At 66.5% G+C, this 15,274-nt stretch carries 16 protein-coding genes; 8 read left to right on the forward strand and 8 right to left on the reverse strand.

The features are described from left to right. Nucleotides 1–48 precede the first annotated feature (48 nt). From ACXI0U_RS22320 to aguA, 5 genes are all read left to right on the forward strand, one after another. Nucleotides 49–969: an SPFH domain-containing protein gene (locus ACXI0U_RS22320; protein ID WP_021222852.1), complete on the forward strand. Its 921-nt coding sequence runs from the start codon at nucleotides 49–51 to the stop codon at nucleotides 967–969. 2 nt (nucleotides 970–971) lie between these two features. After that, nucleotides 972–1,427, forward strand: a complete 456-nt coding sequence (locus tag ACXI0U_RS22325) for an NfeD family protein (RefSeq protein WP_263401023.1) — start codon at nucleotides 972–974, stop codon at nucleotides 1,425–1,427. 60 nt (nucleotides 1,428–1,487) lie between these two features. Further along, nucleotides 1,488–2,138 carry a TetR/AcrR family transcriptional regulator gene (locus ACXI0U_RS22330; RefSeq protein WP_431482902.1) on the forward strand — a complete coding sequence of 217 codons (651 nt, stop codon included), beginning with the start codon at nucleotides 1,488–1,490 and terminating at the stop codon, nucleotides 2,136–2,138. Nucleotides 2,139–2,312: 174 nt separating this feature from the next. Then, the gene (aguB, locus tag ACXI0U_RS22335) at nucleotides 2,313–3,191 is read left to right on the forward strand and encodes an N-carbamoylputrescine amidase (protein ID WP_021222849.1); all 879 of its coding nucleotides are present in this window, start codon (nucleotides 2,313–2,315) and stop codon (nucleotides 3,189–3,191) included. An 86-nt stretch (nucleotides 3,192–3,277) separates the two neighbouring features. Next, nucleotides 3,278–4,384, forward strand: coding sequence for an agmatine deiminase (gene aguA, locus ACXI0U_RS22340; protein WP_263401026.1), 1,107 nt, complete (start codon nucleotides 3,278–3,280; stop codon nucleotides 4,382–4,384). A 337-nt stretch (nucleotides 4,385–4,721) separates the two neighbouring features. Here aguA and ACXI0U_RS22345 read toward each other — a convergent pair whose 3' ends face one another. The 8 genes from ACXI0U_RS22345 to ACXI0U_RS22380 form a co-directional block, all read right to left on the reverse strand. Continuing rightward, nucleotides 4,722–4,937, reverse strand: coding sequence for a TOBE domain-containing protein (locus tag ACXI0U_RS22345; RefSeq protein WP_003455791.1), 216 nt, complete (start codon nucleotides 4,935–4,937; stop codon nucleotides 4,722–4,724). 101 nt (nucleotides 4,938–5,038) lie between these two features. Then, a complete protein-coding gene (gene ssuB, locus ACXI0U_RS22350; RefSeq protein WP_431482904.1) occupies nucleotides 5,039–5,848 on the reverse strand; it encodes an aliphatic sulfonates ABC transporter ATP-binding protein in 810 nt (269 codons plus the stop codon). Further along, nucleotides 5,845–6,630, reverse strand: coding sequence for an aliphatic sulfonate ABC transporter permease SsuC (ssuC, locus tag ACXI0U_RS22355; RefSeq protein ID WP_479550821.1), 786 nt, complete (start codon nucleotides 6,628–6,630; stop codon nucleotides 5,845–5,847). Before ssuC ends, ssuB begins: the two co-directional genes overlap by 4 nt. A 10-nt stretch (nucleotides 6,631–6,640) precedes the next feature. Continuing rightward, the gene (ssuD, locus tag ACXI0U_RS22360) at nucleotides 6,641–7,798 is read right to left on the reverse strand and encodes an FMNH2-dependent alkanesulfonate monooxygenase (RefSeq protein WP_479550822.1); all 1,158 of its coding nucleotides are present in this window, start codon (nucleotides 7,796–7,798) and stop codon (nucleotides 6,641–6,643) included. A 110-nt stretch (nucleotides 7,799–7,908) separates the two neighbouring features. Beyond that, nucleotides 7,909–8,874 carry a sulfonate ABC transporter substrate-binding protein gene (locus ACXI0U_RS22365; RefSeq protein WP_374979306.1) on the reverse strand — a complete coding sequence of 322 codons (966 nt, stop codon included), beginning with the start codon at nucleotides 8,872–8,874 and terminating at the stop codon, nucleotides 7,909–7,911. A 109-nt stretch (nucleotides 8,875–8,983) separates the two neighbouring features. Then, nucleotides 8,984–9,559 carry an NADPH-dependent FMN reductase gene (gene ssuE, locus ACXI0U_RS22370; RefSeq protein WP_021222843.1) on the reverse strand — a complete coding sequence of 192 codons (576 nt, stop codon included), beginning with the start codon at nucleotides 9,557–9,559 and terminating at the stop codon, nucleotides 8,984–8,986. Nucleotides 9,560–9,662: 103 nt separating this feature from the next. Beyond that, nucleotides 9,663–10,301 (reverse strand): peroxiredoxin, encoded by a 639-nt coding sequence (locus ACXI0U_RS22375; RefSeq protein WP_350447253.1) that lies wholly within the window; start codon nucleotides 10,299–10,301, stop codon nucleotides 9,663–9,665. Nucleotides 10,302–10,650: 349 nt separating this feature from the next. After that, the gene (locus ACXI0U_RS22380) at nucleotides 10,651–11,994 is read right to left on the reverse strand and encodes an OprD family porin (RefSeq protein ID WP_021222841.1); all 1,344 of its coding nucleotides are present in this window, start codon (nucleotides 11,992–11,994) and stop codon (nucleotides 10,651–10,653) included. 552 nt (nucleotides 11,995–12,546) lie between these two features. Here ACXI0U_RS22380 and tauA point away from each other — a divergent pair. From tauA to tauC, 3 genes are all read left to right on the forward strand, one after another. Beyond that, nucleotides 12,547–13,527 carry a taurine ABC transporter substrate-binding protein gene (gene tauA, locus ACXI0U_RS22385; protein WP_479550823.1) on the forward strand — a complete coding sequence of 327 codons (981 nt, stop codon included), beginning with the start codon at nucleotides 12,547–12,549 and terminating at the stop codon, nucleotides 13,525–13,527. Between the two features lie 128 nt (nucleotides 13,528–13,655). Beyond that, on the forward strand, nucleotides 13,656–14,438 hold the full coding sequence (gene tauB, locus ACXI0U_RS22390) for a taurine ABC transporter ATP-binding subunit (protein WP_479550824.1): 783 nt from the start codon (nucleotides 13,656–13,658) through the stop codon (nucleotides 14,436–14,438). After that, nucleotides 14,435–15,262, forward strand: coding sequence for a taurine ABC transporter permease TauC (gene tauC / locus ACXI0U_RS22395; RefSeq protein ID WP_479550825.1), 828 nt, complete (start codon nucleotides 14,435–14,437; stop codon nucleotides 15,260–15,262). Before tauB ends, tauC begins: the two co-directional genes overlap by 4 nt. The last annotated feature ends 12 nt before the right edge of the window (nucleotides 15,263–15,274 follow it).

Here is a 15,274-nt window from a genome sequence, read left to right on the forward strand (position 1 = left end):
GGGCCACCGAGAAAGGCCGCTGCCGGCACTCACCTACAGGGAACAGTCATGGGCATCACCACAGTCGTACTCCTCTTCGTCGCGCTCGCCGTGGCCATCGTCTTCATGGGCTTCAAGGTCGTGCCGCAGGGCTACGAGTGGACGGTGGAGCGCTTCGGCCGCTACACCAACACCCTCAAGCCGGGCCTGAACATCATCGTCCCGGTGATGGACCGCATCGGCCGCAAGCTCAACGTCATGGAAGCCGTGCTGGACATCCCCCCGCAGGAAGCCATCAGCGCCGACAACGCCATCGTCGAGATCGACGCCGTGTGCTTCTTCCAGGTGATCAACGCGGCCCAGGCGGCCTATGAGGTGAACAACCTCGAGCACGCCATCCGCAACCTGGTGATGACCAACATCCGCACCGTGCTCGGCTCCATGGAGCTGGACGCCATGCTCAGCCAGCGCGATGCCATCAACGAGCGCCTGCTGCGCACCGTCGACGAAGCCACCGCGCCCTGGGGCATCAAGGTCACCCGTATCGAGATCAAGGACATCAGCCCGCCCGCCGACCTGGTGGAAGCCATGGCCAGCCAGATGAAGGCCGAGCGCCTCAAGCGCGCGCAGATCCTCGAGGCCGAAGGCTCCCGCTCCGCCGCCATCCTCACCGCCGAAGGCCACAAGCAGGCGGAAATCCTCCGTGCCGAGGGCGAGCGCGCCGCCGCCTTCCTCGAAGCCGAGGCCCGCGAGCGTGCCGCCCAGGCCGAAGCCGAGGCGACCCGCGTGGTCTCCCAGGCCATCGCCAACGGCAACGTCCAGGCGGTGAACTACTTCGTCGCGCAGAAATACGTCGAGGCCCTGGGCAGCCTGGCCAGCGCCAACAACAGCAAGGTGATCCTCATGCCGCTGGAGGCCAGCCAGGTGATCGGCTCGGTGGGCGGCATCGGCGAGATCGTCAAAGCCACCTTCGGCGACAAGAAGGTCTGACCATGCTCGGCTACCTGCAGACCCTGTCCTTCTGGGACTGGCTGGCCCTGGGCACCCTGCTGCTGATCCTCGAAGTCTTCGGCGCCGGCGGCTACCTGCTGTGGATCGGCCTCGCCGCCGCCGCGGTGGGCGTGCTCACCTTCCTCGTGCCGGGCATCCCGTGGGAGGTGCAGTTCCTCCTCTTCGGCGTGCTCTCGGTGTGCACCGCCGTCTACTGGTGGCGTCGCCAGCGCAGCGCCGCCAAGCCCTCCGACCAGCCGGGGCTGAACCGCCGGGGCCAGGAATTCGTCGGCCGCCAGTTCGCCCTGCACCAGGCCATCGAAGGCGGGCGCGGCAAGATCAAGGCCGGCGATTCGGTGTGGCTGGTGGTCGGGCCCGACCTGCCCGTCGGCGCCCAGGTCCGCGTGGTCGGCCAGGACGGTGTGCTACTCAAGGTGGAACCCGCCGGCGACAACTGACGCAAGCCTTGCACGGGCTCCCGCCCTGACGTCCAATAGCGCGTCGCCCAGGAGCCCGTCATGCCACGTCCCGCCACCACCCGCAAACCCCGCGCCAGCAGCCAGCTGCGCATCGCCGGGATTCTCGACGCCGCACGGGCGCTGCTGGCCGAGGAAGGCGTGGCCAACCTGTCGATCTACAGCGTGGCCGAGCGCGCGGACATGCCGCCCTCCTCCGTCTACCACTTCTTCGCCAGCGTGCCGGCCATCCTCGAAGGCCTCACCGCCGAGGTGCACGCCGCCTTCCGCGCCTGCCTGCAGGAGCCGGTGGAACACGGCCGCCTGGGCAGCTGGCGCGACCTCTCGCGCCTGGTGGAAGAACGCATGCTGGCGATCTACGCCGACGACACCGCCGCGCGTCAGCTGATCCTCGCCCAGCACGGCCTCACCGAAGTGACCCAGGCCGACCGCCAGCACGACATCGAGCTGGGCCGCCTGATGCACCGCCTGTTCGAGCGCCACTTCGAGCTGCCGGCGCTGCCGGATGACATCGACGTCTTCGCCCTGGCCATGGAGCTGGGTGATCGCGTCTATGCCCGCTCGGTGCAGCTGCACGGCGAGATCACCCCGCGCTTCGCCGAGGAAGGCATGCGCGTGTTCGATGCCTACCTCGGCCTCTACCTGCCGCCCTTCCTGCCCAAGCGGGCCATCGGGCTTGCCGATACCCCCTGAAATCGCTCGATTTTTATCCACCCTTAATCCGATAAAAATCCGTTTTATTGGCGATAATTTTCTTTTTACCGATTTAAATCGCTTTTAAAGCAGATTTTTATCGATTATAAAGTCGCCATCCCCGGGCGACCTGCGCCCGTTCATCGACAGCAATCGTCCTGACGAGGTGTTTCCATGTCCCGCATCGTTACCGTCGCCGCCACCCAGATGGCCTGCTCCTGGGATCGCGCCGCGAACATCGCCAACGCCGAGAAACTGGTGCGCCAGGCGGCCGCCAGGGGGGCGCAGATCATCCTCATCCAGGAGCTGTTCGAAACCCCCTACTTCTGCCAGAAGCCCAACGCCGACTACCTGCTGCTGGCCACCGCCACCGAGGTCAACGCCGCCATCGCCCACTTCCAGAAAGTGGCCGCCGAGCTGCAGGTGGTGCTGCCCATCAGCTACTTCGAGCTGGCCGGGCGCGCGCGCTTCAACAGCATCGCCATCATCGACGCCGACGGCAGCAACCTCGGCGTGTACCGCAAGAGCCACATCCCGGACGGCCCCGGCTACCACGAGAAGTACTACTTCAACCCCGGCGACACCGGCTTCAAGGTGTGGAACACCCGCTACGCGCGCATCGGCGTCGGCATCTGCTGGGACCAGTGGTTCCCCGAGTGCGCCCGCAGCATGGCGCTGCTGGGTGCCGAGGTGCTGTTCTACCCCACCGCCATCGGCAGCGAGCCCCATGACGCCAGCATCACCTCCCGCGACCATTGGCAGCGCGTGCAGCAGGGCCACGCAGGCGCTAACCTGATGCCTCTGGTGGCGTCGAACCGCATCGGCCGCGAAGAGCAGGACGGCTACGACATCACCTTCTACGGCTCCTCCTTCATCGCCGATCAGTTCGGTGCCAAGGTCGAGGAGCTGAACGAAACCGAGGAAGGCGTGCTGGTGCACAGCTTCGACCTCGACGCACTGGAACGTACCCGCAGCGCCTGGGGCACCTTCCGTGACCGTCGCCCGAACCTGTACGGCCCGCTGAAGACCCTGGACGGCTCCCTGGAGTCCTGACACCCCTTTCCAGTGGCCCCCGCCAGCGCGGGGCCCACTCAACAGCCACCGCAGCGCCTCTCGCCGGGCGACCACAGGTAACCCCCATGAAACCTCTGAACAGCACCCCCCGCGCCGATGGCTTCCGCATGCCGGCGGAATGGGAAACCCACAGCCGCACCTGGATGGTCTGGCCCGAGCGCCCGGACAACTGGCGCCTCGGCGGCAAACCCGCCCAGGCCGCCTTCAGCGCCGTGGCCCGCGCCATCGCCCGTTTCGAGCCGGTGACCGTCTGCGTCAGCGCCGGCCAGTACGAGAACGCCTGCCAGCGCCTGGACGAGCCGAACATCCGCGTGGTGGAAATCACCACCGACGACGCCTGGGTACGGGATACCGGCCCCACCTTCGTCACCGACGACACCGGCGAAGTGCGCGGCGTGGACTGGGCCTTCAACGCCTGGGGCGGCTTCGACGGCGGCCTCTACTCGCCGTGGAACCGCGACGACCAGGTGGCCTCGAAGGTGCTGCGCATCGAAGGCTTCCAGGGCTACCGCACCGAAGGCTTCGTGCTGGAAGGCGGCTCCATCCACGTGGATGGCGAAGGCACCCTGATCACCACCGAGGAATGCCTGCTCAACCGCAACCGCAACCCGCACCTGGGCCGCGAGGAGATCGAGGCGGTGCTGCGCGACCACCTGGCGGTGGACAGCATCATCTGGCTGCCGGACGGCCTCTACAACGACGAGACCGACGGCCACGTCGACAACTTCTGCTGCTACGTGCGCCCGGGCGAAGTGCTGCTGGCCTGGACCGACGACCCGGCCAACCCCAACTACCCGCGCTGCCAGGCGGCGATGAAGGTGCTGGAGCAAGCCCGCGACGCCAAGGGGCGCCAGTTGGTGGTGCACAAGATGCCGATCCCCGGCCCGCTCTACGCCACGGACGAGGAATGCGCCGGCGTCGACCTGGTGGCCGGCACCCAGGAGCGCGACCCGTCGATCCGCCTGGCCGGCTCCTATGTCAACTTCCTCATCGTCAACGGCGGCATCGTCGCGCCCAAGTTCGACGACCCCAAGGACGCCGAAGCCGAAGCCATCCTCAAGCGCCTGTTCCCGCAGCACGAAGTGGTGATGGTCCCCGGCCGCGAAATCCTCCTCGGCGGCGGCAACATCCACTGCATCACCCAGCAGCAACCGGCGCCGCAGAAGCGCTGAGCCGAACCCGGATGAACGAAGCCCCGCAAATGCGGGGCTTTTTCATTCCGACACAAGGCACCAGCTACCCGTAGGATGGGTAGAGGTACGAAACCCATCATCGGGCGTGCCCAAGACCGCATGGGTTTCGCTCCGCTCTACCCATCCTACAAACCACGCCTCTGTGAGCGAATTCATTCGCGAAGGATCGCGTAGCGATCCCGATACTGCCGGGCGGCCCTGCGGTCCGCATCGCGAATGAATTCGCACACACGTGTCCCCCAAACGAACGAGCCCCCGCATGCGCGGGGGCTCTTCATGTCGGCACAAGGCAGCTGACGCAACCTCATCCAGCGGATCACAGCTTGGCGATGGACACCTCGGTGGATTTCACGAAGGCGATCACTTCGGAGCCGATGCCCAGCTCCAGCTCGCGCACGGAACGGGTGGTGATCACCGAGGTGACGATGCCCGCGGCGGTCTGCACGTCGATTTCCGACAGCACCGGGCCTTCGATGATTTCCTTGATGGTGCCTTTGAACTGGTTGCGGACGTTGATGGCTTTGATGGTCATGGTGTTTTCTCCTGGGGTCGAAAATGAGCTGTAAGCCAGAAGCTGAAAGCTTGAAGAGGACTGCCTGCTTCAGGCTTCCGGCTTCGAGCTTCCGGCTGCTCTTAGAGCGCCCAACGCAACTGCGTGGGCAAGGGTGAAAAGGGTTCCGGCTCCGGTGGCGAGGCGGGTTGCGACAGCACCCGCTCCAGCACCTCGGCCTCCAGTGCCGCCAACCGCGCCGAACCACGGGCGCGGGGGCGGTGCAGGTCCACGGCGAGGTCGAGGCCGACCTCGCCGTCTTCGATCAGGATCACCCGGTCGGCGATGGCCACGGCCTCGCTGACGTCGTGGGTGACCAGCAACACGGTGAAGCCGTGCTTCTGCCAGAGGCGTTCGATCAGTTGCTGCATCTCAATGCGGGTCAGCGCATCCAGCGCGCCCAGCGGTTCGTCCAGCAGCAGCAGGCGCGGTTCGTGGATCAGGGCACGGGCCAGGGCCACGCGCTGCTTCTGGCCACCGGACAGCGCCGCCGGCCATTCCTGGGCGCGGTCGGCCAGGCCCACGGCCTCCAGCGCTTCCAGGGCCTTGGGCCGCCAGTTGCCGGAGAGGCCGAGGCCGACGTTGTCGATCACCCGTTTCCACGGCAGCAGGCGGGCGTCCTGGAACATCAGGCGGGTGTCTTCGCGGGCGTCTTCCAGCGGCGCGGAGCCGGCCAGCAGTTGCCCACGGCTGGGCTTGTCGAGCCCGGCCAGCAGGCGCAGCAGGGTGCTCTTGCCGCAGCCACTGCGGCCGACCACGGCGACGAACTGGCCGGCGGGGATCAGCAGGTCGATGTCCTTGAGCACTTCGCGCTCGCCGAAGGATTTGCCGATGCTGCGTATCGCCAGCGGGATGCCGCGCTTCAGGCGTTGCGGCGTGGACAGGGCATTCATGCCGCACCTCCCTTGGCCTGGTACGCCGGGTGCCAACGCAGCCACAGGCGTTCGAGGCCACGGGCGGCGACGTCGGCGAGCTTGCCGAGTACCGCGTAGAGCAGGATCGCCAGCACCACCACATCGGTCTGCAGGAACTCGCGGGCGTTCATCGCCAGGTAGCCGATGCCGGAGCTGGCGGAGATGGTCTCGGCGACGATCAGGGTCAGCCACATGAAGCCGAGGGCGAAGCGCACGCCCACCAGGATCGAGGGCAGCGCGCCGGGCAGGATCACCTGGCGGAACAGGCCGAAACCGGAGAGGCCATAGCTGCGCGCCATTTCCACCAGCGCCGGGTCGACGTTGCGGATGCCGTGGTAGGTGTTGAGGTAGATGGGGAACAGGGTGCCGAGGGCGACGAGGAAGATCTTCGCCGACTCATCGATGCCGAACCACAGGATCACCAGCGGGATCAGCGCCAGGTGCGGCACGTTGCGGATCATCTGCACCGAGCTGTCGAGCAGGCGCTCGCCCCATCTCGACAGGCCGGTGATGAAGCCCAGCAGCAGGCCGATGCCGCCCCCGATGGCGAAGCCGATACCGGCGCGCCAGCCGCTGATGGCCAGGTGGGTCCAGATTTCACCGCTGGAGAGCAGGTGCCAGCCCGCCGTCACCACGGCGCTGGGCGCCGGCAGGATGCGGGTGGAGAGCAGGCCGGTTTCCACGGCGATCTGCCAGGCGGCCAGCAGCGTGAAGGGCAAGGCCCAGGGCGCCAGGCGCTGGAGGATGGATTGGAGGTTCATCTGTGCATCCTCAGCTCTGGGAGACCTTGAGGCGACGCTCGGGCAGCGCCTCGTTGGCGACCATCTCGCCGAAGGGGCTGACGAAGGCCAGGCCGTCACCCGTCTGCGGGCGCGCCACGTCCAGGTGGGGGAACAGCAGTTCGGCCACGCGGTAGGACTCTTCCAGGTGCGGGTAGCCGGAGAAGATGAAGGTGTCGATGCCCAGGTCGGCGTATTCCTTGACCCGCGCCGCCACCGTGGGGCCATCGCCCACCAGCGCGGTGCCGGCACCGCCACGCACCAGGCCAACGCCGGCCCAGAGGTTGGGGCTGACTTCCAGCTGGTCGCGGCGGCCGTTGTGCAGGGCAGCCATGCGCTGCTGGCCGACGGAATCGAAACGGGCAAAGGCGGCCTGGGCCTTGGCGATGGTCTCGTCGTCGAGGTTGGCGATCAGGCGGTCGGCGGCGGCCCAGGCCTCTTCGTTGGTCTCGCGCACGATCACGTGCAGGCGGATGCCGAAGCGCACGCTGCGGCCGAGCTTGGCGGCCTTCTCGCGCACCTGCTCGATCTTCTCCTTCACCGCGGCCGGCGGCTCGCCCCAGGTCAGGTACAGCTCGACCTGCTCGGCGGCCAGGTCCTGGGCAGCTTCGGAGGAACCGCCGAAATACAGCGGCGGGCGCGGCTGCTGCAGCGGCGGGTAGAACAGCTTGGCGCCCTTCACCTGGATGTGCTTGCCGTCGTAGTCGACGGTCTCGCCCTCCAGTACGCGGCGCCAGATGCGGGTGAATTCGACGGAAGCCTCGTAACGCTCTTCATGGTTCAGGTGCAGGCCATCGGCGGCCAGCTCGTCCGGGTCGCCCCCGGTCACCAGGTTGAACAGGGCCCGACCACCGGAGAGGCGGTCGAGGGTGGCGGCCTGGCGTGCGGCGACGGTGGGCGAAATGATCCCCGGGCGCAGGGCCACGAGGAACTTCAGGCGCTGGGTCACCGGGATCAGCGAGGCGGCGACCAGCCAGGAATCCTCGCAGGAACGGCCGGTGGGGATCAGCACACCGCCGAAACCGAGGCGGTCGGCGGCCTGGGCGATCTGCTGCAGGTAACCGTGATCGACAGCGCGGGCGCCCTCGGATGTGCCGAGGTAGTGGCCGTCGCCGTGGGTAGGCAGGAACCAGAAGATGTTGAGGCTCATCGCAATAACTCCAGAGTGAGCGCGCCGGCGTGGCGTAGCCGCGCGATGATGGTTCGTTTACGGGTATCAGGACCTTCCCCGCGCCGTCCTGGCGCGGGGCAAGGCGCACATCACGGCTGCTGGGCGACCTTGGCGGGCGGCGTCCAGATCACGTCCTTGATGCTGAGTTTTTTCGGGATCAGCTTCAGGTCGGTGAAGGTGTCGGCGATCTTCTGCTGCGCCGTGACCACCTCCGGGGTGAGGAACTGAGCGCCGTAGCCCTGGCGCTTCACCGCGATGGCGGTGATGTCCCTGGGCAGGCCGAGCAGCGGTGCGACCTGTTCGGTCACCTTGTCCGGGTCGGCCTTGGAGTCCTCGCCCACGGCGCGCACTTCCTCCACCAGGGTGCTGATCACCTGCGGGTGCTGGGTCGCATACGCCCGAGTGGCCAGGTAGAACTGGTGGTTATCCACAAGCTGGGTGCCGTTGCGCAGGGTGCGTGCCTGCAGCTGTTGCTCGGCGGCGGCCTGGAAGGGGTCCCAGATCACCCAGGCGTCGACGCTGCCACGCTCGAAGGCGGCGCGGGCATCGGCCGGGGGCAGGTACACGGGCTGGATGTCGCTGTACTTCAGGCCGGCATCTTCCAAGGCACGGACCAGCAGGTAGTGCACGTTGGAGCCCTTGTTCAGGGCGACCTTCTTGCCGGCCAGTTCCTTGACCGACTGGATGGCCGAATCCTTCGGCACCAGGATCGCCTCGCTGGTGGGCGCCGGCGGCTCATAGGCAACGTAGAGCAGGTCGGCACCGGCGGCCTGGGCGAACACCGGCGGGGTCTCGCCGGTGACGCCGAAGTCGATGGAGCCGACGTTGAGGCCTTCCAGCAGCTGCGGGCCACCGGGGAACTCGGTCCATTTCACCTCGATGCCCTGGTCGGCCAGGCGCTTCTCCAGCGAGCCCTTGGCCTTGAGCAGCACCAGGGTGCCGTATTTCTGGTAGCCGATCCGCAAGGTCTCGGCCTGTGCCTGGGTGATGGCGCCGAAGGTGATGGCCGCTGCAAACAGGGCGACCAGGCTCCGACGCAAAGTGATGGTGCGCATGGCGCTCTCCTCGAACTCTGCTTTGGGTAGTGGTTGCGCCTGCTTGCCCGTTGGCGGGCGAGTAAGGCTTTGTTCTTGTCACCCCCGAGGGAGTGTCGTGTCGTCTTGCTCAGATGCTCCAGCGCGCATTGCGCAGGGCATCCGGGGCCAGTGGCCGCGGCCTTCTGGCCAGGGCCCGCTGGAACTGCTCCAGCGATTCATCCAGGCGCTGCTCCAGCGACGGAGCCAGCTGCACGCCACCGTTCTGGCGCTCCACCTGGCTGTCGTCGGCGAAGATGCCGTGCAGCACTTCCTCGGCCTTGAGGGCCGTCAGGACGGGCCGCAGTGCGTAATCCACCGCCAGCATGTGGGCCTTGCTGCCACCGGTGGCGATGGGCAGCACGACCTTGTGTTCCAGGGCCCGCTCGGGCAACAGGTCGAGCAGGGTCTTCAAGGCACCGGCGAAGGACGCCTTGTACACCGGCGTCGCCACCAGCAACCCGTCGGCGCGGCCGACCTGTTCGATCAGGTGCTGCACCTGCGGGCTGTCGAAGCGTGCGTGCAACAGGTCCTCGGCCGGGAAGTCCCGTACCGCGAAACCCGCCAGTTCCACCCCATGCCGCTCCAGCCACTGGCGGGCGCGGGTCAGCAGGGCTGCCGAACGCGACTCCAGGCTGGGACTGCCGGAAAGGGTTACCACCAACATCGGGACTGTTCCTCTTCGATAAAAAACGGACCGGCGCACCGGTCCGAACCCTGCTCGTACATCCATTCGCCCGGGCCTGCTCGTGCAGGCACGGGCGCCCGCATCAGCGGTTGGGCTGCGGGGTCAGGCGCAGGTAGGGCTTGACCGCCTTGTAGCCACGGGGGAAGCGTTGCTTGATTTCGTCCTCGTCCTTCAGCGAAGGCACGATCACCACGTCGTCGCCGTCCTGCCAGTTGGCGGGGGTGGCGACCTTGTGGCTGTCGGTGAGCTGCAGGGAGTCGATCACCCGCAGGATCTCGTTGAAGTTGCGCCCGGTGCTGGCCGGGTAGGTGATGATCAGGCGCACCTTCTTGTTCGGGTCGATGATGAACAGCGAACGCACGGTGAGGGTGTCGTTGGCGTTCGGGTGGATCAGGTCGTAGAGGCCGGAAACGGCGCGGTCGGCGTCGGCGATGATCGGGAAGTTGACCACGGTGTGCTGGGTCTCGTTGATGTCGTCGATCCACTTCAGGTGCGAGTCCACCGGGTCCACCGACAGGGCGATGGCCTTGACGCCACGGGCGGCGAATTCGTCCTTGAGCTTGGCGGTCAGGCCCAGCTCGGTGGTGCACACCGGGGTGAAGTCGGCGGGGTGCGAGAAGAGCACGCCCCAGCTGTTGCCCAGCCACTCGTGGAAACGGATGCGGCCTTCGCTGGATTCCTGTTCGAAGTCGGGGGCGATGTCGCCGAGTCTGATGCTCATCTGTGCAGCTCCTTGAGACTGGATTCGTCGTTCTGTGCGCCCACTATGCCCAGCCTCGAAGGAAATCAAAAAGAATAAATAACAATTTATTTATAACTTTAAGAGCTATATATCCCCACCCACCCAAACACCCGCCAGCACGTGTAGCAGGGGTCGGGCGGCCACCCGTAGGATGGGTAGAGCGAAGCGAAACCCATGCGGTCGCAAGGCACTCCGCATCGATGGGTCGTACCTCGCGGAACGCCGCCCGCCCCATCCGACGAAAGCCGGAGCGATGCCCTTCTCCGAGTCGCGCCCACAAAAAAGCCCCGCCTCCGCCAGGGGCGGAAGCGGGGCTCGATAACGCTGCTTACAGCAGGGTCAGGGTGTAGCTCACGATCAGGCGGTTTTCGTCCTGGTCGCGGGTGGTGCCACCCACGTCGCTGCGGAAGGCAGCGTTACGCCAGGACAGGCCCAGGCCTTTCAGCGGGCCGTCTTGCAGGGTGTAGTCCAGGCGGAAGTCACGCTCCCACTCGCCCAGGTCGCCACCGGTGGCGTTGTCGATGCCGCTGCCCTTCAGGTAGGTAGCGATGGCCTTCAGGCCCGGCACGCCGGCCTTGGTGAAGTCGTAGCCGTATTCGGCCACCCAGGTGCGCTCGCCGGCGCTGAGGAACTTGCCGATCTGACGGTCGGTGATCAGGTACGCGGTACCACCGTCACCCTGGTTCAGGAAGGGGAAGGCGCTGTCGCCGGACACCTGCTGGTAGCCCAGGCTGGCGGCATGGCTGCCCAGGGTGTAGGTGAAGAAGCCGCTCCAGGTGCGGTTGTCCACTTCGCCACGCAGCGGATCGTTGCTGGCCCATTTGCCGGCACTGCGGTAACCCTGGCTACGGCCGGCAGCGCTGGAGTTCAGGCCGTCGGAGGTGCTGTAGAAGTAGCGCAGGTCGGACTTCAGGGAGCCCGGACCAACCGGCAGCACGTGGGTCAGGCCCAGGAAGTGCTGCTTGTAGAACTCGTCGAGGTTGCCGTAGTAGTACTGGGCAGTCAGGTCTTTGGTGACCTTGTAGTCAGCACCGGCGTAGTAGAACTTGTTCTCGAACTTGCCGGTCTGGGCGTTGTTGGCGCCACCGATGGACAGGCCACGGGCGTCGCTGGAGTTACGGCCCTTGGCGTGCTCGAGCTGGCCGCCGATCAGGGTCAGGCCGTCGATTTCGTTGGAGGTGACCTGGCCACCTTCGAAGGTCTGCGGCAGCAGGCGACCGTCGTTGAAGGTCACGACCGGCAGCTTGGGCTGCAGGGTGCCAAGGCGGCCTTCGGTCTTGGAGACGCGGACCTTGCCGGTCACGCCGATGCTGCCGAAATCGTCCACGGCACGGCCATCGCCTTCCGACGGGAACACGATGCCGCCGTAGTTATCGCTGCCGTTGTTGTAGTGGGTGCCCTTGCCGGAATCCAGGCGTACGCCCAGCAGGCCCAGCGCGTCGACGCCGAAGCCTACGGTGCCTTCGGTGTAGCCGGAGGTGTAGTTGAAGATGAAGCCTTGGCCCCACTCTTCCTGCTTGGACGGGTTGGCAGTGCCTTCGCGGTTGTCCTGGTTGATGTAGAAGTTACGCAGGCCGAGGGTGGCCTTGCTGTCTTCGACGAAACCGCCTGCGACGGCCTGTTGGGCCAGCAGGCCGCCAGCGATGGCCAGGGCCAGGGTAGATTTGTTCATGCAATGCTCCAGTGGTGCGTGTTTCTAGGTTGTTCTGATGGGTGAGGCGGACAACGCTATATACACAAGTAAATAGCGATGCGGTATGACCCGCTGGTCATAAATTTTCCGTAGCGCCTTGCCAGCAGGCCTGCCTCAGGTGGCGGCCAATCTAGGGCAAGGGATTTAATTCTTAAAAAGAATTTATCGTCACGTTCTTGTAACTAAATCGCATAAATAAGCCGATAACCTCCCTCTGGCGGGGAGCTGCCCCTGGGAGAGGCGACTTCGGTTACTCGAAAGGGCGCGCAAATTACCGACTTTGGCCGTCTTGCGCCATCCCCAATGACGCAGCAGCGGACGGAATTCGCAGTCCCACACCTCTCCTGGCCTGTAAAGGCGCCGACACCCTGACGACCGCTCATAAACTAATAACCAAATAGTATTTATTGAGAGGTTTTTAGATCATTTAGATTTCGCTTCACCGGACCACCGGACCCCCTGAGAAAACCCCGATTCCCGTCCCGTGGCCCGGCCTCCAAACCGGCCCGTCGCCTGTTTAGGAGCACCACCATGATCAGCTCTCTGTTCCCCCGTCGCCTGCTGGCGGCACTGACCCTCGGCGGCCTGGCCATTACCGCGCAGGCCGCGGACTTCACCGTCGCCTACCAGACCACCGTCGACCCGGCGAAGGTCGCCCAGGCCGATGGCGCCTATGAAAAGGCCAGCCACTCGAAGATCGACTGGCGCAAGTTCGATGGTGGCGCCGAAGTCATCACCGCCGTCGCCTCCGGTGACGTGCAGATCGGCTACGTCGGCTCCAGTCCCCTGGCTGCCGCCGCCACCCGCCAGCTGCCGATCCAGACCTTCCTCATCGCCACCCAGATCGGCGACGCCGAAGCCCTGGTCGCCCGCAACGGTGCCGGCATCGCCAAGCCCGAAGACCTGATCGGCAAGAAGATCGCCGTGCCCTTCGTCTCCACCGGCCACTACAGCCTGCTGGCCGCGCTCAAGCACTGGAAGATCGACCCCAGCAAGGTGACCATCCTCAACCTCGCGCCGCCGGCCATCATCGCCGCCTGGCAGCGTGGCGACATCGACGCCACCTATGTATGGGACCCGGCCCTCGGCGTGGCCAAGTCCTCCGGCAAGGTGCTGATCAGCTCCGGCGAGCTGGGCAAGCTGGGCGCGCCCACCTTCGACGCCTGGATCGTGCGCAAGGACTTCGCCGAGAAGCACCCCGAAGTGGTCCGCGCCTTCGCCAAGGTCACCCTCGACGCCTACGCCGCCTACCGCAAGGACCCGCAAGCCTGGCTGGCCGACAAGGCCAACATCGACAAGGTGGTGAAGCTCTCCGGCGCCAAGGCCGAGGATATCCCGCTGCTGCTGCAGGGCAACGTCTTCCCGCTGGCCGCCGACCAGGCCACCGCCCTCGGCGCGCCGACCACCCAGGCCATCAACCAGACCGCCACCTTCCTCAAGGAGCAGGGCAAGGTCGATGCGGTGCTGCCGGACTACGCCCCCTACGTGAGCGCCAAGTACGTCACCAACTGATCGGCTGCGCGCCGGCGGGGCGTGGTTGAAACGACCTGGGCCTGCTCACAGGCAGCAGCCCCGGTCGTTTGCGACTGGCCCCACTCCAGCTCGCTCGATCCGACACATTCAGAAGAGCGCAAAAGAAAATGGCCTTACTCCAGCTGGAGCGCATCAGCGCACAGTACCCCGGCACGGCCGAGCCGGTACTGACCGACATCTCCCTCAGCCTCGGGCCACAGCAACTGCTGGTCGCCCTGGGGCCTTCCGGCAGCGGCAAGACCACGCTGCTCAACCTCATCGCCGGCTTCGTGCCACCCAGCGACGGTCGCATCAGCCTCGACGGCAAGCCCGTGCAGGGCCCCTCCGCCGAGCGCGGCGTGGTGTTCCAGGACGACGCCCTGCTGCCCTGGCAGAACGTGCTCGGCAACGTCGCCTTCGGCCTCGAACTGGCCGGCGTCCCCCGCGCCCGGCGTGAAGCCAAGGCCCGCGAGATGCTCGCCCTGGTGGACCTCGCCGGCTTCGACACGCGGCAGATCTGGGAGCTCTCCGGGGGCCAGCGCCAGCGCGTCGGCATCGCCCGCGCCCTGGCCGCCGACCCGCGTGTGCTGCTGATGGACGAACCCTTCGGCGCACTGGATGCCTTCACCCGCGAACAGATGCAGGAGCTGCTGCTGCAGGTCTGGCAGCGTGCCGCCAAGCCGGTGTTCCTGATCACCCACGACATCGAGGAAGCGGTATTCCTCGCCACCGACCTGATCCTGCTGTCGCCCAATCCGGGGCGCATCAGCGAGCGCCTGAGCCTCGACTTCGGCCGCCGCTACGCCGCCGGTGAAAGCGCGCGGGCGATCAAGTCCGACCGGCGCTTCATCGAAACCCGCGAACACGTCCTCGCCCAGGTCTTCGCCGAACGGCAAAGGAGAAGCGCATGAGCAGCCTCGACCTGCCCCTGCTGGAAAAAGCAGCGGCGCCCACACCGCGCCCCTGGCGCCTCTCCACCTTCGCCATCAGCAGCCTGACCCTCGCCGGCCTGCTGCTGGCCTGGTGGGCCGTCACCACCGCCGGCCTGGTGGAGCCGCTGTTCCTGCCCAGCCCCCAGGCGGTGCTGCGCAAGGGCTGGCTGCTGGCCACCCAGGGCTATATGGATTCCAGCCTCTGGGCGCACCTGCTGGCGAGCCTCGCGCGCATCGGCACCGCCCTGCTGGCTGCCGTGCTCACGGCCATCCCCCTGGGCATCGCCATCGGCCGCAACCGCGTCGCCCACGGCATCTTCGACCCGCTGATCGAGTTCTACCGGCCGATCCCGCCGCTGGCCTACCTGCCGCTGATCGTCATCTGGTGCGGCATCGGCGAGCTGTCCAAGGTGCTGCTGATCTTCCTCGCCATCTTCGCGCCCATCGCCATCGCCACCGCCACCGGCGTGCGCAACGTCAACCCGGCGCGCCTGCGTGCCGCGCAGTCCCTCGGTGCCACCCAGGCGCAGCTGATCCGCCACGTGGTCCTGCCCAGCGCCCTGCCGGACATCCTCACCGGCGTGCGCATCGGCCTCGGCGTCGGCTGGTCGACCCTGGTCGCCGCCGAACTGGTGGCCGCCACCCAGGGCCTCGGCTTCATGGTCCAGTCGGCCGCGCAGTTCCTGGTCACCGACGTCGTGGTGCTCGGCATCCTGGTCATCGCCCTGGTCGCCTTCGCCCTGGAACTCGGCCTGCGCACCCTGCAACGCAAGCTCGTGCCCTGGCACGGGCAGAACCACTGATCGAGGCCCGTC

Source organism: Pseudomonas sp. C9D1 (assembly GCF_056491235.1).

Coding starts and splice junctions, on each gene's coding strand:
- ACXI0U_RS22320 (WP_021222852.1), top strand. CDS start 49: ATGGGCATCACCACAGTCGTACTCCTCTTCGTCGCGCTCGCCGTGGCC.
- ACXI0U_RS22325 (WP_263401023.1), top strand. CDS start 972: ATGCTCGGCTACCTGCAGACCCTGTCCTTCTGGGACTGGCTGGCCCTG.
- ACXI0U_RS22330 (WP_431482902.1), top strand. CDS start 1,488: ATGCCACGTCCCGCCACCACCCGCAAACCCCGCGCCAGCAGCCAGCTG.
- aguB (WP_021222849.1), top strand. CDS start 2,313: ATGTCCCGCATCGTTACCGTCGCCGCCACCCAGATGGCCTGCTCCTGG.
- aguA (WP_263401026.1), top strand. CDS start 3,278: ATGAAACCTCTGAACAGCACCCCCCGCGCCGATGGCTTCCGCATGCCG.
- ACXI0U_RS22345 (WP_003455791.1), bottom strand. CDS start 4,937: ATGACCATCAAAGCCATCAACGTCCGCAACCAGTTCAAAGGCACCATC.
- ssuB (WP_431482904.1), bottom strand. CDS start 5,848: ATGAATGCCCTGTCCACGCCGCAACGCCTGAAGCGCGGCATCCCGCTG.
- ssuC (WP_479550821.1), bottom strand. CDS start 6,630: ATGAACCTCCAATCCATCCTCCAGCGCCTGGCGCCCTGGGCCTTGCCC.
- ssuD (WP_479550822.1), bottom strand. CDS start 7,798: ATGAGCCTCAACATCTTCTGGTTCCTGCCTACCCACGGCGACGGCCAC.
- ACXI0U_RS22365 (WP_374979306.1), bottom strand. CDS start 8,874: ATGCGCACCATCACTTTGCGTCGGAGCCTGGTCGCCCTGTTTGCAGCG.
- ssuE (WP_021222843.1), bottom strand. CDS start 9,559: ATGTTGGTGGTAACCCTTTCCGGCAGTCCCAGCCTGGAGTCGCGTTCG.
- ACXI0U_RS22375 (WP_350447253.1), bottom strand. CDS start 10,301: ATGAGCATCAGACTCGGCGACATCGCCCCCGACTTCGAACAGGAATCC.
- ACXI0U_RS22380 (WP_021222841.1), bottom strand. CDS start 11,994: ATGAACAAATCTACCCTGGCCCTGGCCATCGCTGGCGGCCTGCTGGCC.
- tauA (WP_479550823.1), top strand. CDS start 12,547: ATGATCAGCTCTCTGTTCCCCCGTCGCCTGCTGGCGGCACTGACCCTC.
- tauB (WP_479550824.1), top strand. CDS start 13,656: ATGGCCTTACTCCAGCTGGAGCGCATCAGCGCACAGTACCCCGGCACG.
- tauC (WP_479550825.1), top strand. CDS start 14,435: ATGAGCAGCCTCGACCTGCCCCTGCTGGAAAAAGCAGCGGCGCCCACA.